This window comes from Rhodococcus sp. EPR-134 (assembly GCF_001647205.1).
Taxonomy (GTDB): Bacteria; Actinomycetota; Actinomycetes; order Mycobacteriales; family Mycobacteriaceae; genus Rhodococcus_F; species Rhodococcus_F qingshengii.
In genome coordinates, this window is record NZ_LVCT01000246.1 from 1 (window position 1) to 23,174 (window position 23,174).

General features: G+C 62.2%; 25 protein-coding genes. 17 read left to right on the forward strand and 8 right to left on the reverse strand.

Annotated elements, in window-relative coordinates:
• Positions 1-137: 137 nt before the first annotated feature.
• From ffh to trmD, 6 genes are all read left to right on the forward strand, one after another.
• On the forward strand, positions 138-1,715 hold the full coding sequence (gene ffh, locus A2J01_RS10840; RefSeq protein WP_003942713.1) for a signal recognition particle protein: 1,578 nt from the start codon (positions 138-140) through the stop codon (positions 1,713-1,715).
• 3 nt (positions 1,716-1,718) lie between these two features.
• Positions 1,719-2,801: an amidohydrolase family protein gene (locus tag A2J01_RS10845; protein ID WP_064112680.1), complete on the forward strand. Its 1,083-nt coding sequence runs from the start codon at positions 1,719-1,721 to the stop codon at positions 2,799-2,801.
• Positions 2,802-3,010: 209 nt separating this feature from the next.
• A complete protein-coding gene (gene rpsP, locus A2J01_RS10850; RefSeq protein ID WP_003942818.1) occupies positions 3,011-3,481 on the forward strand; it encodes a 30S ribosomal protein S16 in 471 nt (156 codons plus the stop codon).
• Positions 3,478-3,720: an RNA-binding protein gene (locus A2J01_RS10855; protein WP_003939023.1), complete on the forward strand. Its 243-nt coding sequence runs from the start codon at positions 3,478-3,480 to the stop codon at positions 3,718-3,720. Before rpsP ends, A2J01_RS10855 begins: the two co-directional genes overlap by 4 nt.
• Positions 3,721-3,734: 14 nt before the next feature.
• Positions 3,735-4,307, forward strand: a complete 573-nt coding sequence (gene rimM / locus A2J01_RS10860; protein WP_054802159.1) for a ribosome maturation factor RimM — start codon at positions 3,735-3,737, stop codon at positions 4,305-4,307.
• 9 nt (positions 4,308-4,316) lie between these two features.
• Positions 4,317-5,021, forward strand: coding sequence for a tRNA (guanosine(37)-N1)-methyltransferase TrmD (trmD, locus tag A2J01_RS10865; protein ID WP_003942745.1), 705 nt, complete (start codon positions 4,317-4,319; stop codon positions 5,019-5,021).
• Here the strand turns inward: trmD and A2J01_RS10870 are convergent.
• Positions 5,018-5,593 (reverse strand): dihydrofolate reductase family protein, encoded by a 576-nt coding sequence (locus A2J01_RS10870; RefSeq protein WP_064112681.1) that lies wholly within the window; start codon positions 5,591-5,593, stop codon positions 5,018-5,020. The genes trmD and A2J01_RS10870 overlap by 4 nt on opposite strands.
• A 68-nt stretch (positions 5,594-5,661) precedes the next feature.
• Between A2J01_RS10870 and A2J01_RS10875 the strand changes: the two genes are divergently transcribed.
• A complete protein-coding gene (locus tag A2J01_RS10875; RefSeq protein ID WP_042450812.1) occupies positions 5,662-6,240 on the forward strand; it encodes a TetR/AcrR family transcriptional regulator in 579 nt (192 codons plus the stop codon).
• Between the two features lie 4 nt (positions 6,241-6,244).
• Here A2J01_RS10875 and A2J01_RS10880 read toward each other — a convergent pair whose 3' ends face one another.
• The gene (locus A2J01_RS10880) at positions 6,245-6,691 is read right to left on the reverse strand and encodes a GtrA family protein (protein WP_030535434.1); all 447 of its coding nucleotides are present in this window, start codon (positions 6,689-6,691) and stop codon (positions 6,245-6,247) included.
• Entirely contained in the window at positions 6,688-8,886 is a 2,199-nt protein-coding gene (locus A2J01_RS10885) for a hypothetical protein (protein WP_064112685.1), read from the reverse strand. Before A2J01_RS10885 ends, A2J01_RS10880 begins: the two co-directional genes overlap by 4 nt.
• 172 nt (positions 8,887-9,058) lie before the next feature.
• Here A2J01_RS10885 and A2J01_RS10890 point away from each other — a divergent pair, with 172 nt between their 5' ends.
• Together A2J01_RS10890 and rffA are read left to right on the forward strand one after the other, a co-directional pair.
• The gene (locus A2J01_RS10890; protein ID WP_003942691.1) at positions 9,059-10,045 is read left to right on the forward strand and encodes a glycosyltransferase; all 987 of its coding nucleotides are present in this window, start codon (positions 9,059-9,061) and stop codon (positions 10,043-10,045) included.
• Positions 10,035-11,177 (forward strand): dTDP-4-amino-4,6-dideoxygalactose transaminase, encoded by a 1,143-nt coding sequence (gene rffA / locus A2J01_RS10895; protein ID WP_003942806.1) that lies wholly within the window; start codon positions 10,035-10,037, stop codon positions 11,175-11,177. Before A2J01_RS10890 ends, rffA begins: the two co-directional genes overlap by 11 nt.
• A gap of 26 nt (positions 11,178-11,203) precedes the next feature.
• Here the strand turns inward: rffA and A2J01_RS10900 are convergent, their stop codons facing one another.
• The gene (locus A2J01_RS10900; RefSeq protein WP_007729299.1) at positions 11,204-12,190 is read right to left on the reverse strand and encodes a serine hydrolase; all 987 of its coding nucleotides are present in this window, start codon (positions 12,188-12,190) and stop codon (positions 11,204-11,206) included.
• A 75-nt stretch (positions 12,191-12,265) separates the two neighbouring features.
• Here A2J01_RS10900 and A2J01_RS10905 point away from each other — a divergent pair, with 75 nt between their 5' ends.
• The 6 genes from A2J01_RS10905 (at position 12,266) to A2J01_RS10930 (ending at position 17,961) form a co-directional block, all read left to right on the forward strand.
• A complete protein-coding gene (locus tag A2J01_RS10905) occupies positions 12,266-14,605 on the forward strand; it encodes a Tex family protein (RefSeq protein WP_064112682.1) in 2,340 nt (779 codons plus the stop codon).
• Between the two features lie 104 nt (positions 14,606-14,709).
• Positions 14,710-15,597: a hypothetical protein gene (locus A2J01_RS10910; protein ID WP_003942742.1), complete on the forward strand. Its 888-nt coding sequence runs from the start codon at positions 14,710-14,712 to the stop codon at positions 15,595-15,597.
• An 89-nt stretch (positions 15,598-15,686) separates the two neighbouring features.
• A complete protein-coding gene (gene rplS, locus A2J01_RS10915) occupies positions 15,687-16,028 on the forward strand; it encodes a 50S ribosomal protein L19 (protein WP_003942791.1) in 342 nt (113 codons plus the stop codon).
• 55 nt (positions 16,029-16,083) lie between these two features.
• Positions 16,084-16,887, forward strand: a complete 804-nt coding sequence (gene lepB, locus A2J01_RS10920; protein ID WP_172403453.1) for a signal peptidase I — start codon at positions 16,084-16,086, stop codon at positions 16,885-16,887.
• Between the two features lie 50 nt (positions 16,888-16,937).
• The gene (locus A2J01_RS10925; RefSeq protein WP_076948478.1) at positions 16,938-17,618 is read left to right on the forward strand and encodes a ribonuclease HII; all 681 of its coding nucleotides are present in this window, start codon (positions 16,938-16,940) and stop codon (positions 17,616-17,618) included.
• 37 nt (positions 17,619-17,655) lie between these two features.
• Entirely contained in the window at positions 17,656-17,961 is a 306-nt protein-coding gene (locus A2J01_RS10930) for a DUF2469 domain-containing protein (protein WP_003942715.1), read from the forward strand.
• 84 nt (positions 17,962-18,045) lie between these two features.
• Here the strand turns inward: A2J01_RS10930 and A2J01_RS10935 are convergent, their stop codons facing one another.
• The 3 genes from A2J01_RS10935 to A2J01_RS10945 all read right to left on the reverse strand — a co-directional run bounded on the left by A2J01_RS10935 (position 18,046) and on the right by A2J01_RS10945 (position 20,632).
• A complete protein-coding gene (locus A2J01_RS10935) occupies positions 18,046-19,227 on the reverse strand; it encodes an RtcB family protein (RefSeq protein ID WP_064112683.1) in 1,182 nt (393 codons plus the stop codon).
• A 97-nt stretch (positions 19,228-19,324) separates the two neighbouring features.
• Positions 19,325-19,543, reverse strand: a complete 219-nt coding sequence (locus A2J01_RS10940; protein WP_003942716.1) for a hypothetical protein — start codon at positions 19,541-19,543, stop codon at positions 19,325-19,327.
• An 81-nt stretch (positions 19,544-19,624) separates the two neighbouring features.
• Entirely contained in the window at positions 19,625-20,632 is a 1,008-nt protein-coding gene (locus A2J01_RS10945; protein WP_030535438.1) for an iron-siderophore ABC transporter substrate-binding protein, read from the reverse strand.
• Between the two features lie 144 nt (positions 20,633-20,776).
• Here A2J01_RS10945 and A2J01_RS10950 point away from each other — a divergent pair, with 144 nt between their 5' ends.
• Positions 20,777-21,592 carry a helix-turn-helix transcriptional regulator gene (locus A2J01_RS10950; RefSeq protein ID WP_064112684.1) on the forward strand — a complete coding sequence of 272 codons (816 nt, stop codon included), beginning with the start codon at positions 20,777-20,779 and terminating at the stop codon, positions 21,590-21,592.
• A 107-nt stretch (positions 21,593-21,699) separates the two neighbouring features.
• Here A2J01_RS10950 and A2J01_RS10955 read toward each other — a convergent pair whose 3' ends face one another.
• Positions 21,700-22,434, reverse strand: coding sequence for a hypothetical protein (locus A2J01_RS10955; RefSeq protein WP_064112686.1), 735 nt, complete (start codon positions 22,432-22,434; stop codon positions 21,700-21,702).
• Positions 22,435-22,697: 263 nt separating this feature from the next.
• Between A2J01_RS10955 and A2J01_RS10960 the strand changes: the two genes are divergently transcribed.
• Positions 22,698-23,054, forward strand: a complete 357-nt coding sequence (locus A2J01_RS10960) for a YraN family protein (protein ID WP_064112687.1) — start codon at positions 22,698-22,700, stop codon at positions 23,052-23,054.
• The last annotated feature ends 120 nt before the right edge of the window (positions 23,055-23,174 follow it).

Consider the following 23,174-nt stretch of genomic DNA (forward strand, 5'->3'; position numbering starts at 1 on the left):
ACCCAAGAAGAAAGAGGATTGACGGACCGGTTTCGGCAGTTACGCCCGCATCGGCTGGGATCGGTGCGGGCGTAGCGGCTAGGCTGGTGCCCGAGAATATCCACGGCTAACTCGCACGACCTTCAGGAGCGCACTCGGTGTTCGAATCCCTTTCCGACAGATTGACCGGATCTCTCAAGGATCTGCGTGGCAAGGGTCGTCTGTCCGGCGCCGACATCGACGCTACGGCCCGCGAGATCCGCCTTGCCCTGCTCGAGGCCGACGTCGCGCTTCCCGTAGTGCGCAGCTTCATCGCCAAGATCAAGGAACGCGCCAAGGGCGCCGAGGTATCGGGTGCACTGAACCCGGCTCAGCAGGTCGTCAAGATCGTCAACGAAGAACTGGTCGAGGTTCTCGGCGGCGAAACTCGTCGACTGCAGTTCGCCAAGACTCCGCCGACGGTCATCATGTTGGCCGGTCTGCAGGGTTCCGGTAAGACCACGCTGGCCGGAAAGTTGGCCAAGTGGCTCAAGGATCAGGGGCACACGCCCCTCCTCGTCGCCTGTGACCTTCAGCGTCCCGGCGCCGTCACTCAGCTTCAGATCGTCGGTGAGCGTGCAGGCGCCGCAGTCTTCGCGCCGCATCCCGGTACCTCCATCGGCGGCGGCGAGAACGCACTGGGCGTGTCCGCAGCCGACCCCGTCGAGGTCGCCCGCGCCGGCGTCGAAGAAGCACGCAACAAGCATTACGACGTCGTGATCGTCGACACCGCCGGTCGCCTCGGTATCGACTCGGAGCTGATGGCGCAGGCCGCCGGTATCCGTGACGCCGTCAACCCGGACGAGACCATCTTCGTCCTCGACGCCATGATCGGTCAGGACGCGGTCAGCACGGCCGACGCGTTCCGTGAGGGAGTCGGCATCACCGGTGTCGTCCTCACCAAGCTCGACGGCGACGCCCGCGGTGGTGCCGCGCTGAGCGTCCGCGAGGTCACCGGCCAGCCGATCCTCTTCGCCTCCACCGGCGAGAAGCTCGAAGACTTCGACGTCTTCCATCCCGATCGCATGGCCAGCCGGATCCTCGGTATGGGCGATGTCCTGAGCCTCATCGAGCAGGCCGAGCAGGTTTTCGACGCCGATCAGGCCGAAGCGACCGCAGCGAAGATCGGTTCCGGTCAGCTCACCCTCGAAGACTTCCTCGATCAGATGATGGCCGTCCGCAAGATGGGCCCGATCGGCAACCTCCTCGGTATGTTGCCGGGTGCCGGCGGCATGAAGGACGCGCTGGCCAACGTCGACGAGAAGCAACTCGATCGCATTCAGGCCATCATCCGCGGTATGACGCCGGCCGAGCGCGACGATCCGAAGATCATCAACGCCTCACGCCGACTGCGCATCGCGAACGGTTCGGGCGTCAAGGTTTCCGACGTCAACCAGTTGGTGGATCGTTTCTTCGAAGCCCGCAAGATGATGGCTGCCATGGCCGGCCGTATGGGCATGCCCGGCGCGCGTAAGCAGGTTCGCAGCAAGAAGGGCAAGAAGGGCAAGAAGGGCGGCAAGGGCCCGACGCAGCCCAAGATGCGCGGAGGATTCCCCGGCATGGGCGGATTCCCGGGTATGCCCGGCGGAATGCCGGCCGGCATGCCCGACCTGTCGAACATGCCCAAGGGTCTCGATCAGTTGCCGCCCGGACTGGAAGGCATCGATCTCTCCCAGCTCAAGCTGCCCAAGAAGTAGTCGGTGGCTGCGCTTCATCTGCGGGGTATCGGTCTGCCCGATGCCGAGCCGATCGAATTGTGGATCGTCGACGGGGTGATTTCCTTCGAGCCGGTGTCCGGTGCGGAGACGATCGTCGAATCGGGTTGGATCACACCGGGTCTCGTGGATGCGCACTGTCACGTCGGTATCCGCTACGGCGGTGGCGGGGGCGAAACCGTCGACGGCTTGCTGGGGCAGGCGAAGACCGAACGTGACGCGGGCGTGCTGTTGCTCCGCGACGCCGGATCGCCGGTCGACACCAGGTTCATCGACGAGCGCCTCGATCTGCCGCGGATCATTCGCGCAGGTCAGCACATCGCAGCACCGAAGCGGTACATCCCGGGCCTGCCGGTCGACCTGGACGACGAATCTCAGTTGCCGGCCGAGGTGGTGCGTCAGGCACGCGCCGGTGACGGTTGGGTCAAGCTCGTCGGGGACTGGATCGATCGTTCCATCGGTGACCTCGCCCCGTTGTGGAGCGACGAGATTCTGGTCGAGGCCATCGCTGCCGCCCATGCCGAAGGCGCAAGGGTCACCGCTCACGTCTTTGCCGAGGATGCTCTGCCCGGCCTGATCAACGCCGGCATCGACTGCATCGAGCACGGCACCGGATTGACGGACGCGACCATCGAGTTGATGGTCGCGCACGGCACGGCCTTGGTTCCGACGCTGATCAACATCGCAACTTTCCCCGAGATCGCGGACTCTGCCACGCGGTATCCGATCTACGCGGCGCACATGCGGGATCTGCACGCTCGTCGACATCGGACGATCGGTGCCGCTCACGAGGCCGGGATTCCGATCTATGCCGGAACGGATGCCGGCGGATCGATCAGGCACGGGCGGATCGCCGACGAGATCGCCGAACTCGAAGTTGCCGGTTTGACGGCGCATCAGGCGCTGGGCGCAGCCTGCTGGGACGCGCGGAGTTGGCTGGGTGCGCAGGGGATCGAAGAAGGAGCGCCCGCCGACCTGGTGGTTTATTCCGAAGATCCGCGCGGAAACCCCGATGTGCTCGCGAAGCCGATGCGTGTGATCCTCCGCGGAACCCCCGTGAGTGGTTAGGGAGTCCCCGCTCTCTCGAAGCGCGCACAGGGTGGTTTCCGAACGAGCCCACCCATCTGGCACAATGGACCATTGTTCGTCGCAACCGGTTACGTACCGCTGCGACGGTCACAGGATAGAGGCAAAACCGGGCTCACAAATCGTGTGGGTCGCTGAATTGCACGTGACATGCGCAGCACTGTTGTGCGCGCTGAAGGAGAACTGCAGCTGTGGCTGTCAAAATCAAGCTCACCCGCCTCGGCAAGATCCGCAACGCTCAGTACCGCGTTGTCATCGCCGACTCGCGCACCCGTCGTGACGGCCGTGCGATCGAGACCATCGGCAAGTACCACCCCAAGGAAGAGCCCTCGCTGATCGACATCGATTCCGAGCGCGCTCAGTACTGGCTGTCCGTGGGCGCACAGCCCACCGAGCCCGTCGAGGCACTCCTCAAGATCACCGGTGACTGGCAGAAGTTCAAGGGCCTGCCGGGCACCGAAGGCACCCTGCGCGTCAAGGAAGCCAAGCCCACCAAGCTCGAGCTCTTCCAGGCTGCGCTCGCGCAGGCCGAGAACGAGCCGGTTGCAGAAGCAATCACCCCCAAGAAGAAGAAGGCTGCAAAGGCTGACGAGGCCAAGGCAGAAGACACCGCGGCTGACGCCGAGGCTCCCGCTGCAGACGCCGAGGCTGCTGACAAGTGAGTGCCGTCGTCGCTGATGCGGTAGAGCATCTCGTGCGTGGCATCGTCGCCAATCCCGACGATGTGCGCGTCGAGCTGATCACCGGACGTCGGGGACGGACCGTCGAGGTGCACGTGCACCCAGACGATCTCGGCAAGGTCATCGGTCGGGGTGGTCGCACGGCGACCGCTCTGCGGACCTTGGTCTCCGGCATCGGTGGCCGCGGTATCCGTGTTGATGTCGTCGACACCGATCAGTAGACGGCAGTAAACAGGTGGAACTCGTAGTCGGTCGTGTCGCGAAGTCGCATGGCATCAAAGGTGAATTGGTAGTCGAGGTTCGTACAGACGAGCCCGAAGATCGTTTTGCCGTAGGTTCCGTGCTGCGTGGGCGCAAGCCGCGCGAGTCCACACTGAAGTCGTACACAGTGGAAGCCGCCCGGGATCATTCCGGGCGGCTTCTGCTGCGCCTCGAAGGCGTCAGTGACCGTGGCGACGCAGATGCGTTGCGCGGCACACTGTTTGTCATCGACAGTTCCGAACTCGAGCCTTCGGATGATCCGGACGAGTTCTACGATCACGAACTCGAAGGACTGAAGGTCGTCCTCACGGACGGTGCCGAGGTCGGTTCGGTCATCGAGGTATTGCATTCCGCCGCAGGCGAATTGCTTTCGATTCGCCGTACCGGTGAGGCATCCGGCGAATTGCTGATCCCGTTTGTCGCCGCCATCGTCACCTCGGTGTCGATCGCCGACGGCGTCGTGGTGATCGAGCCCCCCGAGGGACTGCTCGACCCGGACTTCGGTGACAAGTCGAACAGCGACAATTCGAACGCCGACAGCGACTGATCGCTTGTCATGCGTCTCGATGTAGTCACCATCTTTCCCGAGTATCTCGAACCGCTTCGTGCTGCCTTGCTGGGCAAGGCAATCGAACGCGGCTTGATCTCGGTCGACGTCCACGATCTGCGGTCGTGGACCCATGACGTACACAAAGCCGTCGACGATTCCCCGTACGGCGGCGGACCCGGCATGGTCATGAAACCCACCGTCTGGGGCCCGGCACTGGACGACGTGATCGGGCGCTCCGATTCTTCCGGCCCCGATGATGCCGAGACCATTCTGGTGGTGCCCACTCCCGCCGGCGTTCCGTTCACCCAGGAGACCGCGCACCGCTGGTCCAACGCCAAGCACCTTGTGTTTGCCTGCGGCCGATACGAAGGTATCGATCAACGGGTTTTCGACGACGCCGCCAAGCGGGTCAGAGTCGAAGAAGTCAGCATCGGCGATTACGTCCTGATCGGCGGCGAAGCAGCGGTGCTGGTGATGGTCGAGGCTGTCGTGCGACTGATGCCCGGCGTTCTCGGCAATCAGCTTTCACACCAAGAGGATTCGTTTTCCGACGGCCTTCTCGAAGGGCCTAGCTACACTCGCCCGGCTGTGTGGCGCGACCTCGAAGTTCCGCCGGTGCTTCTCTCCGGTGATCACGCGAAGATCAAAGCGTGGCGCCATGAGCAGTCGCTGCAGCGCACGGCCGAGCGTCGACCGGATCTTCTTCCTTAGGTATTTCGCTTCAACCAGGTGATGCTTGCGCCGTCGTCGAGCGATTCGGTTGTAGTCGGTGTGAACGGTGTCGGCTCGAAGTTACCTCTGATCATCGGTATGCCTGCGCCGGCGACTACCGGATACCTCTTGATGATCAACTCGTCGATCTCCGGTAGTAGTTCGCCGGCGAGAGTTCCGCCGCCACACAGCCAGATATCTTGTCCTTCTTCCTCTTTGAGAGATCTGACTACCCCAAGCGGATCGGCGCGAACGATGGTGACGGGGGGATCCTCGGCGTCAGGGATGGTTGTGGAGACGACGAACTGACGCAGGTGCGCGAAGGGGCTTTTCACTCCGGCGGCCAGCCCGGGCTCGTAGGAGCCGCGGCCCATGACGACCGTGTCGAAGGTCCTGTTGGGCGCGTCCTCGATTCCGAGAGCGGGCCGCACATGCGTTGGCACGGTTTCAGGATATCGATCGCATATCCAGGCCGTGATCTGTTCGGAGACCGGGAGGAAATCGAATTCGCCACCAGGCCCCGCGATGTATCCGTCGAGGGAAGCTCCCACGTAGTACACAAGCTTTCGCATATAACGCTCCGTTCGTAGTACTATGTTTGTAGTGGTTTAACTTAGGGTCGTGTCAGGAGTGATGTCAAGTGCGAAAGAACCCGGAACGCCGGCTTGCCCTGATCGACGCGGCAATCGAGGTGTTGGCCCGAGAGGGTGCTCGAGGCTTGACGTTTCGAGCCGTCGACGCCCAGGCAGCAGTGCCGAACGGGACAGCGTCGAACTACTTCTCCAATCGCGACGACCTGCTCACTCAAGCGGGTGGCCGGATCTACGAGCGACTGATTCCGGAGGACCTCGAAGGGATGATCGATCCCGTCAACGGCACCGATCGTGAGCGCCTGGTGACGCTCATGCTCGACGTGGTCGAGCGCGTCACCTCGTTCGGAACGGGTTTCCTCGCGCTCATGGAGTTGCGACTGGAGGCGACGCGTCGACCGGACCTGCGAGCGGTGCTGACCGTCCGCATCCGAGAAGACTTCGATCTGAACGTAGCTAATCATCTGGCGTCGGGCGTGCCGGGTGATGCGATGACCGTTCGCCTGCTCTATTTGTCGCTGAACTGGCTCGCACTGGATCGACTCACATTGCCGGACCTGTTCGGAGAGGAAGATATTCGGACGATCGTCGAGGCGGCGGTGGATCGAGCGTTACCCCGCGAATCGTAGAAGGTCAGTGTCGTTCGGCAGGTTTGCGGCGGAACGAGAAGTATCGATGACCGAAGAAGCTCACACCGGCAACGATCAGCATGACAACCGCCTGGGCGGGAAGCGGCGGGGCATGCAGAATCGACACCGCGATTGTTCCGAGTATCAGATTCAGCACCAGGCCACCGGAATTGACGACGATGAACGCTCCCAGGTCGCGTGCCACATGTCCGCGGACGCGGAAAACGAGAGTCCGATGCAGAACGAAAGCGATGAGGACGCTGATGGAGTACGCGCCGATCACAGCCACTTGATACAGATCCTTGTTGTCGAGGATCAGTGTCCAGATCACGAAGAGCACGTATCCGATCGCCGTATTAGCCACTCCGACAATGGCAAATGCGATGGGTTGATGCTTGACCACCCGAAGCAGTGGGCCGGGATTCTCGGGTGATGCGATGTCTTCGGTCATGAAGACTCGGTTTTCACGGTGTTGATCCCGTCCTTGCGTCGGGTCCGCAGATACATCCACTCGAGCACGCCGAGTCCGAGGACTCCGGCGACCATCGAAGCGCCGCCGACCTTCCATCCCGGGGGACGCCACGTCAGGACAAGCTCTGCGTCCTTCGTCCCGGCGGGAATGTCCACGGTGACAAAGGACTTCGCGACGACGTCGATCGGGACAGGCTGACCGTCGATGCTTGCCCGATATCCGGGCCAGCCGAGCCGTGCGAACACAACCTTGCCGCCGGTCTCCGAACTGACACGAAGGGTGCTCGACATGTTCGATTCCGCGATCGACGTAGCCTCGACGCCGTGGGCGTCGGCGATGCGTCCGTTGCGTGTCGAGACGGGGCCGTCGACGCGTTCGAGTACCGAGATGTAGTTCTCGTGTCCGGGGTAGTCGACCCATTTCCATCCGTCGGGAGCCGGGTTCTTGCGTGCATCGGGGTAGAGAGCGTTCTGCAGTACGACGCGGTCCACGTTCATCAGGTCGACGATGGTGCGGCCGGTGGTGGGTTCGACGGTGAATGCGCGTCGGAAGGCGTCGGGGCAGACACTCATGTCCCAGCGCATGCAGAGCAGGTCACCGAAGTAGAAGTGCCCGTTGGGGGTGTAGCCGCTGGTGTAGGTCAGTTCGAGGTCTTTGGGGTAGTTGCCGAAAGCCAGGGAACCGTACGCTCCGTCGAGGGTTTTGTCCCCGGGGGCGATGAGCGCACGGTCGCCCAGTTGCAGTGTCGTGCCTTCGAAGTCGGGGAAGGCCTCTTTCATCTCCGAGCGGGATTCGGGCAGGTTCCAGCTCATCGGGGTTGGTTGCGCGGCCCGAACCTGGGCGTACGCGATGGGGGAGACCGCGACGATCGCTACGAGGCATGCGAAAGCGGTGCCTTTGGTACGGCCGAGCCAGATCATCGCGGCGCCGAGTGCGGCAACGAGCAGGGCTGAGATCACATGCCATTTCGCGAGCCCGGGAGCTGCCGAGGCTGACCGAATCAGAAGCAGGCCCACGAGGATTCCCGCTGCAACGCAGCGCCCGCGCAACTTGTCGGTCGTGGCGTAACGCCCGAGCAGGATGCACACCAGAAGCAGGAGTCCGATGGCCACCATCGGAAGTACGCGCGCGGGCCACCGCAGTGGGCCGATCGTGCTCGGCCCGGCAGTCCACATGAGGACTGCGACCGTGAAGATCCCGACGGCGGTCAATTCGCGTGCCGCGGCGCGTGCCTTGCCCCAGTCGATGAATGCCAGGGCGGGTATGAGGAACCAGGCGATGTAGACCATGGGCATGGTCTGGATGTATCCCCACCACGAGGTGAACGCGGGCATCGTGCTCGGCAGGCTCGCGTTCAGCGATTCCGACCACGGGACGGCGAGGAATGCGTCGTTCTTGACTTCGGATGCACCGCGCCAGGTGACGTCCGCGGTGAGCAGGCTCGGCAGATACGTCGCGAGACCGGCCAGAGCGGCACACGCGGACACCGCCAGAAGCCGCAGTGACGGCAGCCAACGCCGCTGATAGACAACTTCGCCGATTGCGACCGCGCCGATCATCAAGCCGGATTCGACTGCGGGGAAAACATATTGGACCGACATCGCGAGATACAAGAACACGAAGGTCGGGATCGGACCGCTCTTACCTCGGGCGTAGCGGATTGCCGACGCCCACGCCTGAACCATCCAGGCAGTGCCGGTGAAGGCAGTCATCCAACTGGCCGAGTCGAAGAACAGCAGGAAACCGGTGAACGGAATCGAGACGCCGGCGACGGCAGCCCACGTGGGCTTCGAGCCGTACTCGAGGCAGATCCGATAGACGCCGAGTGCAAGGATGATCGCGAAGATCAACTTCACGATCGTCGCGTACAACGCCAGGTTGTCGAAGGACGGTGCGATCAGGTCGATCAGGAGTTGCGGTGGATTGAGCAGGCCTGCTTCCTCGATCGCGTAGTTGCCCGCCATCCAGTTCTCGGGGACGAGCACCGGGAGGTGTCCTTCTCGCAGACTGCGGCCGAGCATGACCCACAGCGGCGCGTATTGGGACTCGGTGTCGTCGGTGTAGAAGTGACGAGCATTCGCGAGCACCACGGCCAGATAACCGGCGATGACACCGATCGCCGTGACGGCGCCCCACTTGTACACGTCTGCCCGGGCGAGAGTGCGAGTTTCCACCACGAGTTCCAGACCTTAACAGGGCAGGTGGGGCGTACGGAGACGCGAGCGCGTCACGCGCCGCCGGCATCCGAAGTCAAGACATCTCTGCGTGTTAAAGTTCGCGACGGTGTGGGCCCGATCGTGCCTGTCTCTCGGCGCCAGTCGAGCCCCCTGAAGGGAGTGGAAGCGAGTGCACTCGATTTCCGTCGTAGTGCCCGTTTATCAGGGCGAAAAGACGATCACGGCGCTCGTCGAGGAGTTGGACGGCCTGGGCACACCGAGTGCGACGCCCGGTGGTGCGCAGTTCTCCGTCGACGAGATCGTGCTGGTTCACGACAACGGCCCGGACCGCTCCGACGTCGTGTTACTCGAATTGGAGCGCCGTTTCGAGCAGGTGCGTGTCGTGTGGCTCAGCCGCAACTACGGCCAGGACGCGGCGACCATCGCCGGCATGGCCGCTGCAACTGGACAGTGGATCGTGACGATGGACGAGGACGGCCAGCACGACCCGGTGCACATCGGGGCTTTCCTCGACACCGCGCTGACGGAGCGATCCGATCTCGTGTATTCCAAACCCACGAACACACGCCCGCACGGATTCTTGCGGAACCTGACCTCGCGCGGCGCAAAGATCGTCTTGGCGACGGTATTCGCGTTCCCTGATTCGACGAGATTCGAAAGTTATCGCCTGATCCGCGGTGACATCGGCCGACAGTTGGCCGGCGTCGCGGCCAACGGCGTGTATCTGGACGTTGCGCTGACGTGGGTTGTCGGTAACACGGCCACGGCGCCGGTGACACTTCGAGCCGAAGGCCGCGAAGAATCCGGGTACAACTACCGCCGTTTGTTCTCGTTGTTCTGGAAGATGGTGTTGTGTAGCGGAACACGCGGTCTGCGGCTGGTCAGCCTGCTCGGAGTCACCCTGGCGTCGGCCGGCGTGATCATGGCCGCGGTGATCTTCATCGGGGCCATGACCGGCGACAACAATGATCCCGAAGGATGGGCGTCGATCATCATGGCGCTGCTGGTCTGTTCGGGTGCGATTCTGTTCTCGCTCGGGCTCATTGCCGAATATCTCGGTGTGGCACTGCACGTCCTTGTCGGAAAGCCGCTGTATCTGACTGTCGACTCCCCGCGGCCCGGAACCTCGATCGATCGGCGTAGTCGTGAGCACTGATCGCATCATCTTCTCCCGCCCCTATCGGGCATCGAACGAATTGTCGAATCTGGCAACGGTTCTGGAGTCCGACCACATTCACGGTGACGGACGTTTCACCAAGTCCGCGACTGCAGCGCTCAAGGCGATCACCGGATCCACGCATGCTCTGCTGACCACCTCGTGCACGCATGCACTCGAATTGGGTGCGCTGCTGCTCGAATTGGGCCCGGGCGACGAGGTAATAGTTCCGAGCTTCGCGTTCAGTTCGGCGGCGACCGCCGTCGCGTTGCGCGGGGCCACTGTTGTTTTCGTCGACATCGATCCGAGTACCGGCAACATCGACCCGGCGTGCGTCGCGGCGGCGATCACCGAACGCACCAAAGCTGTACTGGTCATGCATTACGGCGGAGTCGCCGCGGACATGGAACCTCTCCTCGACCTCGCGGAACTCCACGGCGTTGCGTTGATCGAAGACAACGCTCACGGACTCGGCGGAAAGTGGCGCGGGCGCTCGCTCGGCACCATCGGAACTATCGGAACGCAGAGTTTTCACGACACCAAGAACGTTCACTGCGGTGAGGGCGGCGCGCTGTTGCTCTCCGACGATCAGTTGATGACTCGCGCCGAAATCATCCGTGAGAAGGGGACCGACCGTGCGCGTTTCCTGCGCGGGCAGGTCGACAAGTATTCGTGGCAGGACATCGGGTCGAGTTATCTGCCCAGTGAACTCAATGCCGCCGTCCTCGACGCACAACTCTCCGAGTTCGACGCGATTCAGGCGGCCAGGCATCGCGTCTGGGATGCCTACAGCGTGAGTCTGGGCGAGTGGGCGGCCGCGAACGGTGTCGTGCCCATGGCGGTGCCCGATGATCGCGAGCACACTGCGCACCTGTTCTATCTCAAGATGCCGACCGAAGAGAGCCGTGACGGCTTGATTCGGCACCTTGCCGGTGACGGAATCGTGGCGCCGTTCCACTACGTTCCGCTCGATACGAGTGCGGCCGGTGTGCGCTACGGACGAACACCGCAGCCGTGCGTGCGTAGTGCCGAGTTCTCCGCGTCGATCCTTCGACTGCCGCTGTGGCCCATGCTCACGTTCGAACAACAGGACCGTGTCATCGGTTCGGTGCTCGAGTACAAGCAGGCTTGAGGACGAACACGACCGCGTGGATCGAATCAGGGCCCGGAAGCTTCGGGCATCGCCGAATCCGCGGTCGTGGATGCCGCTGCCCAGTCGTCGATGCTTCCGCTCGGGAAGAGAATCTGCGTGACGCCGGTGACCGTGTCGCGTGCGTGCAGTGCACTTTCGTCGTCGACGGCATCGGTGAACGAGGTGTCGGGATAGAAGCTGTCCTCATCCGTGTACTGGACGTCTTCTCGCGAACCGATCGCGATGATGTATCGGTTGTCGTCACCGACGATGCCGGTGGACAGATGGATCCACTTGTCCTCGACACAGCACATCCAGCCCTGTTTGACTCCTATGACGGGCTCGCCGAACAAGGCCTCGGGCAGGCCGAATCTCTGGTCGTAACCGTCGGTTCCTTCGGGAGTGGATTGCCGCAGGTACTCGACGAACTGCTCGACCCGTTCAGGTCCGAGTTGATCGGAGTCGTCGAGGACACCGCTGTAGAAGGTGACCAGGTCACGTGTCGTGGTCTCGGTGTTCCACCACATTCCGTCCCAGGGCGGCGTCGTCGCGGTCAGTGCGTAACGCTCGGCGACGCGGGTGATCACCTCTTGGCCGCCGACCTCGTCCCACAGGAGGTTGGCTGCGGTGTCGTCGGAGGATTCGAGCATCGCCGCCATGAGGGTGCGATCGTCGTCCGTGATGGGTCGCTCACCGCGCGCATCCTGATGAAGTAGATCCTCGGCGATGAAAAGTTTTGCCACCGAGGCTGTTTCGATCTGCTGGTCACCGGCGACGTCGAGGTACTTGTCCGAGGAGCGGTCGAGGATGGCGATGGAGACGTCCGCACCACGCCCGAGCGCAGCTACCTGAGCCTGTCCCAGACGGCCGTCGAGGGTCTCGGCTACCGGAACATTGGTGTCGGGAAAGGCGGGGGTCTGCATCGGATCATCCGGGTTCTGTCCACCGCTGCACGAAGCCGCAAAAGTAACTGCGGCCACCATTGCGGCAATCCGGACGTACCGCGTACTCATTTGTTTCCCCCGGTAGCCCTGACACGGCACTGTTGCCGATCTTCTTGTCTCAGGATAGCGGTAGGGTCGGATCTCGTGATTCTCAAGACCGTGAACCAGCGCATTGCCGAGGAACTCGACGTCCGCGAAGGCCAGGTTGCAGCAGCAGTCGACCTTCTCGACGGCGGAGCCACGGTGCCCTTCATCGCCCGGTACCGCAAGGAAGTCACCGGCACGCTCGACGACGCCCAGCTGCGACTCCTGGACGAGCGGCTGCGGTATCTCCGCGAGCTCGACGACCGTCGTGACGCCGTGCTCACGGAGATCGACTCTCAGGGCAAACTCGACGATCAACTGCGCGGTCAGATCATGCTGGCCGAGACGAAAGCGCGGCTGGAGGACATCTACCTCCCCTTCAAGCCGAAGCGGCGCACCAAGGCGCAGATCGCCCGCGAGGCCGGCCACGAGCCCGTCGCCGATGCTCTCATCGGAGATCCCACCACCGATCCCGCGCAGTATTCGGACGAGCAGCTCGACGGTGCCCGGTCGATCCTCGTCGAGCGCTTCGCCGAGGACGCCGATCTGGTCGGTGAATTGCGTGAGCTGATGTGGAATCGCGGCCAGGTCGTCGCCTCGGTCCGCAAGGGCAAGGAAACCGATGGCTCGAAGTTTGCTGACTACTTCGAGTTCTCGGAACCGTTCTCCAAATTGCCCTCGCACCGCATCCTCGCCGTCCTGCGCGGCGAGAAGGAAGAAGTGCTGTCGCTCAACATGGCGGCAGACACCGAAGAACTCGCGCCGGGGGAGCGCACGGTCTACGAAGGCCGCATCGCGTCGCGGTTCGAGATCGCCGACCGTGGTCGGGCCGCCGACGGGTGGCTTCTCGACACCGTCAAGTGGGCGTGGAAAACGAAGTTCGCCGTCACGCTCGGTATCGACACTCGGATGCGTCTGCGGCAGTCGGCCGAAAAGGACGCCGTCGACGTCTTCGCCACCAACCTCAAGGATCTACTCCTCGCAGCTCCCGCCGGCGCCCGACCCACCATGGGACTCGACCCCGGATTCCGCACCGGAACGAAGGTTGCCGTCGTCGACGGAACCGGCAAAGTTGTTGCCTACGAGACGATTTACCCGCACCAGCCGCAGAACAAGTGGGACGCGGCTCTCGCGACGCTTGCCGGACTGGTCGCCGAACACGGCGTCGAGCTGATCGCCATCGGCAACGGCACGGCCTCACGCGAGACCGACACGCTCGCTACCGAACTGATCAAGAAGACCGGCGCGCCCAACCTGACCAAGATCGTCGTCTCCGAGGCAGGCGCATCGGTGTACTCGGCTTCGGCCTACGCGTCGCAGGAACTTCCCGACCTCGACGTCTCGATTCGCGGTGCGGTGTCCATTGCGCGTCGCCTGCAGGATCCGTTGGCGGAGTTGGTCAAGATCGATCCCAAGTCCATCGGCGTCGGTCAGTACCAGCACGACATCACCGAATCGCTGCTCTCGCGTTCCCTCGACGCCGTCGTCGAGGATGCCGTCAACTCGGTCGGCGTCGACGTCAACACCGCGTCCGTGCCGCTGCTTGCTCGGGTGTCCGGAATTGCAGGATCCCTTGCAGAGAGCATCGTCGCGCATCGGGACCAGAACGGTCCGTTCAAATCCCGCAAGGGTCTCAAGGATGTCTCCCGCCTGGGACCCAAGGCATTCGAGCAGTGCGCAGGCTTCCTGCGGATCACCGACGGCGACGACCCTCTCGACGCGTCGAGCGTCCACCCGGAGGCATATCCGGTGGTTCGCAAGATCGTTGCGAGTGCAGGCGGGGACGTGCGCACCGTGATCGGAAACTCGCAGGCACTTCGATCGGTCAAGGCGTCCGACTACGTCGACGAGCGATTCGGTCTACCGACCGTCACCGACATCATCTCCGAGTTGGAGAAGCCGGGACGAGATCCACGACCCGAATTCAAGACCGCAACCTTTGCCGCAGGTATCGAGAAGGTCGCGCATCTCAAGCCCGGCATGACCCTCGAAGGCGTGGTCACCAACGTCGCAGCCTTCGGTGCCTTCGTCGACATCGGAGTTCATCAGGACGGTCTGGTTCACGTCTCGGCGATGTCACACAACTTCGTCAAGGACCCACGCGAGGTCGTCAAGTCAGGTGACGTCGTCAAGGTGAAGGTCCTCGAAGTGGACGAGGCACGCCAACGCATCGGGCTGACGCTTCGTCTCGACGACGAGGTGGGAGCGCCCCGCACGTCCGAAGGCCAGCGAGGTGGGCAACCCCAGCGTCAGGGCCAGCCGCAGGGCCAGCGTCAGGGGCAGGGTCAGCAACGAGGAAATGGCGGACGCCAGGGCGGACGCGAGCAGCGACCGGACAACCGCGCGCCTGCTGCCGGGTCGATGGCCGACGCTCTGCGCAAGGCGGGCTTCGGCAAGTAAATCCGTCCGCCGGGTTTTCGAAGTCCGTATCGTCACAATCGAGTCGGTTGGCGGTATGAATCCGATCAGGGTCGGATCATGAATTCGGTGAAGGGAGGACAGTGATGCGGGAGTGGCTCGAGCGCGAGATCATCGCCCATGGCCGATTGCCGTTGCTGTTCTTCCTGCTCGGGTTCCTGTCCGCCTTCCTTTTCATCCGCCTCAGCGTCCGGATGATTCGCGCGCAAGTGAAATGGTGGCCGGGCAACATCGCGCCCGGAGGCCAGCATGTGCATCACGTCGTGTTCGGTGTGATCGCCATGATGATCTCCGGTGGTGCGTTGATCGCGGTCTACGTCGATGGTTCGCAGACCACCGGTGCCGTCCTGGCGGCGATCTTCGGTATGGGTGCGGCGTTGGTGCTCGACGAGTTCGCACTGATCTTCTATCTGAAGGACGTGTACTGGTCCGAACAAGGTCGGACCTCGGTGGATGCGGTCTTCGTCGCGATCGCCGTGACCGGCCTGGTGCTGCTGGGTTTCCGCCCGCTCGAACTTCTCGACGTTGCCGGATTCCGTGAAGAACGCGATCCGTGGATCAAGTTGGTCTTCGTTTTCGTCGCGTTGATCAACTTCGCCTTGGCAGCCATCGTGATTCTCAAGGGGAAGATCTGGACGGGGCTCGTCGGTCTGTTCGTTTTCCCGTTGCTGGTAATCGGAGCGGTCCGCCTGAGCCGGCCGGGTGCGCCGTGGGCTCGCTGGCGGTACACGCGCAAGCCGAAACGGATGAACCGCGCGCTCGAACGTGAACGGAAATGGCGTCGGCCCGTCATCCGGGCCAAGATCTACGTCCAGGATCTGATTGCCGGATCGCCGAGCGTCGAACATGCGATGACCGCGGCCGAGCAGGAACTGGACCACACCATCCACGCAGCTCCGCCGCCACCGATTTCCCCGCTGGTATCCGCGTCTGGCACAATGGACGGGTTGCCTGGACCAGGCAGCAGCACTTGATCTGGGCACGAACCAGACGAGCGCCGTTTCGGGAGACCGAAACGCGTGCCGCTCGGTTCCTCTGCTCCTGCGAAATACAAGGATGACATATGAACACCCTGGACTTCCTGGACAAAAAGTCGCTCCGCGACGACATCCCCGAGTTCCGTCCCGGCGACACGCTCAACGTGAACGTCAAGGTTATCGAAGGCTCCAAGGAGCGCGTGCAGGTCTTCAAGGGCGTCGTTATTCGTCGCCAGGGCGGCGGCGTTCGCGAGACCTTCACCGTCCGTAAGGTCTCCTTCGGCGTCGGCGTCGAGCGCACCTTCCCGGTTCACAGCCCCACGCTGGCCTCCATCGAGGTTCTGACCCGCGGTGACGTCCGTCGCGCCAAGCTGTACTACCTCCGTGAGCTTCGTGGCAAGAAGGCGAAGATCAAGGAAAAGCGCTGATCTTTCCGATGAGCCCGGCACCGCGTACGCGCGGTGTCGGGCTAATCTGGTTTCTGTGGCAGATTCTTCGAAGGAGCAGGCATTGTCGTCCGGACCCGAGAATCACGAGGGATCAAGCGGTTCCGCGGAACCGACCTCACATCGGCCGCAGAAGAAACAGCGATCGTTTCTGCGAGAACTCCCTGTTCTGATCGGCGTAGCGCTGGTACTCAGCATCGTCCTTCAGGCATTTGTCTTCAGAGTTTTTCTCATCCCATCCGAGTCGATGGAACCGACACTGCACGGCTGTGCGGGATGTACCGGTGACCGCATCGTGGTGGAGAAGATCGGATACCGCTTCGGCGATCCGGAACCTGGCGACGTCGTCGTCTTCAAGGGACCCGATTCGTGGAACACGAAATATGTGTCCAATCGGTCCGACAACGTTGTCGTCCGCGGCATTCAAGAGGTCGGTTCGTGGGTCGGCCTCGTTCCGCCGGACGAGAACGACTTGGTCAAGCGAGTGATCGCTACCGGCGGCCAGACCGTCGAATGCTGCGACGAGCAGGGCCGAGTCCTGGTCGACGGCAAGCCGCTCGACGAGCCGTACATCAAGATGGATTTCCCGTTCACTCCGGGAACGCAAACGTGTGACACCGAATTGAAGTCGGGCCGCTGCTTCGGACCGATCACCGTTCCCGAGGGCCACGTGTGGGTCATGGGTGACAACCGCAGCAATTCCGCCGACTCGCGCTACCACGTCGACGACGAGTTCCAGGGAACCGTCCCGATCGACAACATCATCGGTCAAGCTCGTTTCATCGTTCTTCCCCCGTCGCGAATGGGCGGCATCGATGCGCCTGATATTCAGGGCAACTGAGTTGTCGGACCGCACACATGGATTCGCGTAGTTCCGAGTAGGCAGAGACAGTGAGTAGTTGGCCCCCTCGCGTTGTCATTCGCAGATCGGCAGGTCTGCGGACGATGGAGTCTGCGTTGGCGCGAACCGGACTCGGTCCGGTGGCCGGCGTCGACGAGGCCGGGCGCGGAGCGTGCGCTGGTCCACTTGTCATTGCAGCGTGTGTCCTGGCGCCGAAACCGCAAGCAGCCCTCGCGCGGCTCGACGATTCGAAGAAGCTGACCGAACGTGCGCGCGAGGAGCTTTTCCCGGCGATCAAGCGCTTGGCGTTGGCGTGGAGTGTCATCTCTGTTCCCGCTGCGGAAGTCGATCAGATCGGCATCCACGTCGCCAACATCGAGGGGATGCGTCGAGCAGTCGCGGGCCTCGATCTCGAACCGGGCTACGTTCTCACCGACGGGTTCCGGGTTCCGGGTCTGACGGCTCCGTCGCTACCAGTCATCGGCGGTGACGGCGCCGCTGCATGCATCGCCGCGGCAAGCGTTCTCGCGAAGGTGACCCGAGATCGTGTGATGACCGAGATGGACGACACTCATCCGGGATACGGCTTCGCGATTCACAAGGGATACAGCACGCCACTGCACATGGACGCACTCGACGCGCTGGGGCCGTGCCCCGAGCACCGCATGACCTATGCCAACGTGGTGGCTGCGGGAGTCCGGTTGGAACAACGCGCGGGCCGTACGGGATGATGGACGTTCAGACGAACTGGGAGGACTGGCTAAACCGATGAGTGCCGAGGATCTCGAGAAGTACGAAACCGAGATGGAGCTGTCGCTCTACCGTGAATACCGGGACATCGTCGGACAGTTCTCCTACGTCGTGGAGACCGAACGACGTTTCTACCTGGCCAACACGGTCGAGTTGCTGCCCCACAATTCAGACGGGGAGATCTACTTCGAGCTGCGGATGTCCGACGCCTGGGTGTGGGACATGTACCGCCCGGCGCGATTCGTGAAATACGTACGCGTCGTGACCTTCAAGGACGTCAACATCGAAGAGCTGGACAAGCCGGATCTGCGCCTTCCTGACTGATCTGCGCTTGCCAAACTGATCTCGACAACGAAGTGCCCCGCCGATATCGGCGGGGCACTTCGTATTTCGCGGAGTTGTGCGGGGTCAGTGGCCCTTGACGTTCACAATCTGACGCAGCGTGTGTCGAATCTCGACCAAGTCCTTCGCGTCGTCCATCACGACGTCGATGTCCTTGTACGCACCCGGGATCTCGTCGAGGAACGCCGCGGAACGCTTGTATTCGATCCCGACCATTGCCTTGTCGAGATCTTCGATGGTGAAGGTCTTGCGTGCCTGGTTACGTCCGTACACCCGACCCGCGCCGTGGGGGCTGGACTTGAACGACGGTACGTTTCCCTTCCCGACGACGACGTAACTCGCCGTCCCCATCGAACCGGGGATGAGCCCGGGCGTGCCCTCGTCTGCCTTGATCGCACCCTTACGGCTCAGCCACACACCCCTGCCCATGTGGAACTCCTTCTGGGTGAAGTTGTGGTGGCAGTTGATCCGCTCGACTTCGTCGATGATCGCGGGCGTGCCGTCTCCCATGAAATGCGCGAAGTCCTTCACGACGCGGTCCATCATCTCTTCGCGGTTGAGCAAAGCGAAGTGCTGAGCCCAGTTGAGATCGGTGATGTACGAGTCGAATTCGGGCGTCTTCTCGACCAGGTAGGCAAGATCCGGATCGGGAAGGTTGATGTACCACCGCTCGCACAAGTCCTTGGCGATCTTGATGTGATGCTGCGCGAGCTTGTTTCCGATACCGCGGCTTCCCGAGTGCAGGAACAGCCAGACGCCGTCGCTCTCGTCGAGCGTCACCTCGATGAAGTGGTTACCAGAGCCCAGCGTTCCGAGCTGAAACCTCCAGTCGTTCTTGAACTTGTCGTAGAAGGACAGACGATCGCCCGCCATCGCCTCGAGTTCTGCGATGCGGATTTTCGCCGTGTCGCTCAGCGTCTTGTTGTAGACACCTGCCGAGAGCGGGACGGAGCGTTCGATGCTGTGGCGAAGTACGGTCAGGTCGCGGCCTTGAAGGTCGCGTGCGCTGAACTGGGTTTTGACCGCGATCATTCCGCAGCCGATATCGACTCCGACGGCGGCGGGCATGATTGCGCCTTCCGTCGGAATGACCGAACCCACCGTCGCTCCCGCACCGAGGTGCGCATCCGGCATAAGCGCCAGATGTGGACGGACAAAAGGCATCTGGGACGTACGCAGCGCTTGCTCGCGAGTGTTCTCGTCGAGTATCGATGCCCAGTTCCACAGCCTCTTGGTGATCTTCTCCATCAGATTTCTCCCACATAGTTCACAGCCGAACCGATCGGTCCGGTGTGTCGTGCAGGAATGACCATGCGCTCGGTCAGTGGTTGTGTGCAACCCCTTTTCAGGTTCGCAGGCCGTCTGCGAGTTCGTAGATTCGTCCGACGTACTTCTCCTGGAAGGCTTTTCGGGCAGCATCTGCTTGTTGCCGTGCGCCCATCTGGGAGTAGAGGTACTCGAGATGAACCAAACTCTCGCCGATGTCGACGCGTCGCTGGTCGAGAACCGTCAGCTCGTCGACCAGTCGAGCCAGATCTAACGCGGTGTCCGGTACCTCGTCCATGGTGATCCTCGATGTCCGTGAGTGCTTCCTGACCCCGAGGCTAACACTCTTCGAACATATTTTCGATACCCGCCCTGTAGTTTACTTCGACAACGTGGCTGTCAGTTGGTCGATGGCATACGGAATGCTCAGGACGGTATTGCCGGACATCGCCGCGCCGACGGGTGGATCTGCGGTGTACCGCACGACCATCGCATTTCCACTCTTCACGGCGGGTAGTCGCTGGTAGAGCGTGTTGCCGGCGAGGGCCTTCTCTCCCTCCGGGTCGGCCATCACGATCAAACGATCAACGGGTTCGAGGATGTCGTATCGCTCGTTCGGCATCCAGTCGCCGAACTGGTCGCCGACGAATGCGTCGACGGTCGCGGGGAGGGTGAACCCGAGTGACGAGAGGAAAATGCCGCGTGGGTCGTGCGACGAGAACACGTAGCCCTCGGGAGTGTCGAGGTTGACGATCGTTGCGGTTTGCCCGGCAAACTCCGGGTGTGCAGCGCGGGCGGCGGCAAACGCGTTTTCGGTATCCGTGATCAGTTGCTGAGCTTGTGGTCCTTTGCCGAGGGCGCGCCCGGCGGTGAGCGTCATGTCGGTCCACGGCGTTGTGTACGCGTCGTAGTCCTTGCTCTGCGCGACAGTCGGCGCAATCGAGGTCAGCTTCTTGTAGGTTTCCGTGTCGATGTCGGCGTACAGCGCGAGGATCAGATCTGGTGCGAGGGAGGCGATTTGCTCGAAGTTGAAGTCTCCGCCGCTGTTGATGTAGGTCGGAGTTTTCCCCTTCCAGTAATTCTTCGTCCACGGCCAGCTTTCATCCATGCCGGACCCCCACCATTCGGCCATGCCTACGGGTTCGACTCCCAAGGCGAGCAGTGGTTCGTGATCGGTGTATCCGAGTGTCACTACCCGCTGCGGTTCGGCATCGATTGTCGTCGAACCCTGTGCGTGCTCGATCGTCACGGGGAATGCGTCGTTGCTCTGGGTCGCTGATGCGGTGTCGACGCCTTGCGAGGTTCCACAGGCGGTCGAGAACCCGATGATCGCGGCCGTCGTGAATAAGGCGGCGAGGATTCGGGTGCTATGTGAGGGCACGTGCATGCTCCTTCGAAGTGGTGGGCGAAGTGATCTGAGTTCCGCGTGAAGTGCTGAACTGGTCGCGTCAGCAATAAAGTGAGGCTAACCTTTGCAAGATCGTCGGTCCATCCTTCAGGATGGACTCGGATACGCCCAGAAAGACGCAAAATGTCCACTATCGAGTACTCGACTCGTCCAAAGTCCTTGCTAGCGCTGCCCGATAGTCGCGGACGGACATTCAAAGATTTTCAGGTCTACACCAACGTCGTCGACGGAGTGACTGCGTACGGAGCTCATCGACACCCCGAGCATCAGATCGCCTGGATGAGTGAAGGGACGATGCAGATCGCTGCCGGAGGCAATGTGTGGCACCTGCACAGCGAGCACTTGGTCTGGTTGCCGGGCACCGTTCTCCACGACATGACACTTCTGACGGAGGGGTGCATGATTGCGGCCTATGCACGTCCGGATCTACGCCCTGCCGGGCCGCGGTGGACTCAGCCACTTGTTCTCGAAGTCGATACTCTGTCCGCTCAATTGCTGCGCCATCTCGCCGACCGGACCATCGACGATGCTCGGCGGTTGATGAGTCAGGAGTTGCTCTACGACATTCTTGCTGCCGCGCCCGAACGGCACGACGTCCTTGCGGTTCCTCGCAATGCTGCGGCGAGTTCGGTTTCTGCCCGCATCCTTGCCGATCCGGCAGACTCACGGACGCTGGGGGAGTGGGCGGGCGAACTCGGGGTCAGTTCCAAGACCTTGATGCGTGCCTTTGTCGCCGATACCGGGATTACCTTCGGGCAGTGGAGAACTCGAGCACGCATGTATGCGTCACTCGAGATGCTCGCGCGGGGTGAGGGCGTCAACGACGTTGCCCCGCAGGTGGGTTACCGAACCAGTAGTGGGTTCATCGCCGCATTTCGCGAAACTTTTGGTACGACACCCGCCAGGTACGGCGTGAAAGCTGATGCGGTGATTTGCTGATGATTTCTTGAACTCGGTTGATGGCAAAGCGTTGTTCGACAACGTAGAGATGGGCCGAGCTACCAGCATGCGCTGGTGGCTCGGCCCATGTTCTAATCCGAACTGAGTCAGCTCATGTTGCCGAGCACATTGCCCAGGACACCGCTGATGACATTGGTCATCGACCCCTGCGGGTCGGTGAGGGAACCGAATACCTGGCCCGATCCGGAGTTGAGTGAGCCGAAGCCCATGTCCTCGAGGCTTCCGGCGCCCGCCTCGACGGGGTTCGGCTGCCGGATGGTGACACACACGCCCATCGGATTGATGTTCCAGTTTCCGCCCGCGAGCACAATGTTGGTGCCGGCGCCGCTGTCGAGCTGCGTGCCGACGACGGCGTTGTCGGGAACCTTGTAGGTGGTTTCCAAAGCGATGACGCCACCGCCCGCCGTGGTCCATCCGCCGCCCTTGGCGATTACGGAGTCATTCCCGACTACAGCGGTCTTGGTGACGTCGTCCCACTTCTGGTCGCCGATAAGCCATTTGACGTTCAGACGAGCCTTCACCAGCTGGAATCCCGCCGGATGGAAATCGCGGATCTCGTTGACGAGGGCTCCCGAACCGGAAACCTTGGTGATGTAGGTGACCGTCTGACCCGCTGCGACCTTGCCGTCGCCGACAACCTCCTTGCTGACGGTATAGGGCGTCCAGACGGAGCCGGGCCAATCGTCGGTGACCGACTGGTTGAGCGCGCAGGCCGGCGCTGCTTGTGCCACCGAAGCACCAAGTCCAACAGTGACGCCGGCGGCGATGAGAACGAGGGATGTCGTGGTTGCTACTGCGTGGCGAAGTGAGCGGCGGGCCATGTAGAACTCCATTCAGCGGGGTGCGTGACGGTTTGAGCAAAACTGTAACTAGTTCTACTGGACTTTCGTCCAAGATGTGGCTGATTTCAGAAAATTGTCAGGTTTCGGGTCGCCGTTGGTGTGTCGCGCTGCCGAATTCCACAGGTTCTGAGTTGTCATCAGGTTGTTTTCGGGTGGCTTGGTTTTGTGGTGGTGGGTCGAGGGTGGTGGTTGGGACGCGGTTCGTATGGGGCGGGCGCGGGGTGTGAGTGGTGGGGGCTGTGATGGCGAGGAATATGGCGTTGGGGGCTCGGGGCGAGGATGTGGCTGTCGAGTTCCTGATTGATGCGGGTTTGGAGATTGTCGAACGCAATTGGCGTTGTCGGTACGGCGAGTTGGATGTTGTTGCGACGTCCGGTGATCGAATTGTGTTCGTGGAGGTGAAGACTCGCTCGGGTGCCGGGTACGGGAGTCCGGCGGAGTCGGTGACGTTCGCGAAGCAGCGTCGGATTCGGGGGTTGGCGATGCACTGGCTCACTGATTCGGGCCGGTCGTGGTCGAGGGTCCGTTTCGATGTGGTGGCGGTGTTGATCGGCCGGGACGGCGTGCCTTCGGTCGAGCATTTTGTGGATGCGTTCTGATGGCGTTGGGGCGGGCGCATTCTGTTGCGGTCAGTGGTGTGGACGGGCAGATAGTGGAGATCGAGGCGGATATCGGGCGCGGGTTGCCTGCGGTGCATTTGGTGGGGCTGCCTGATACGG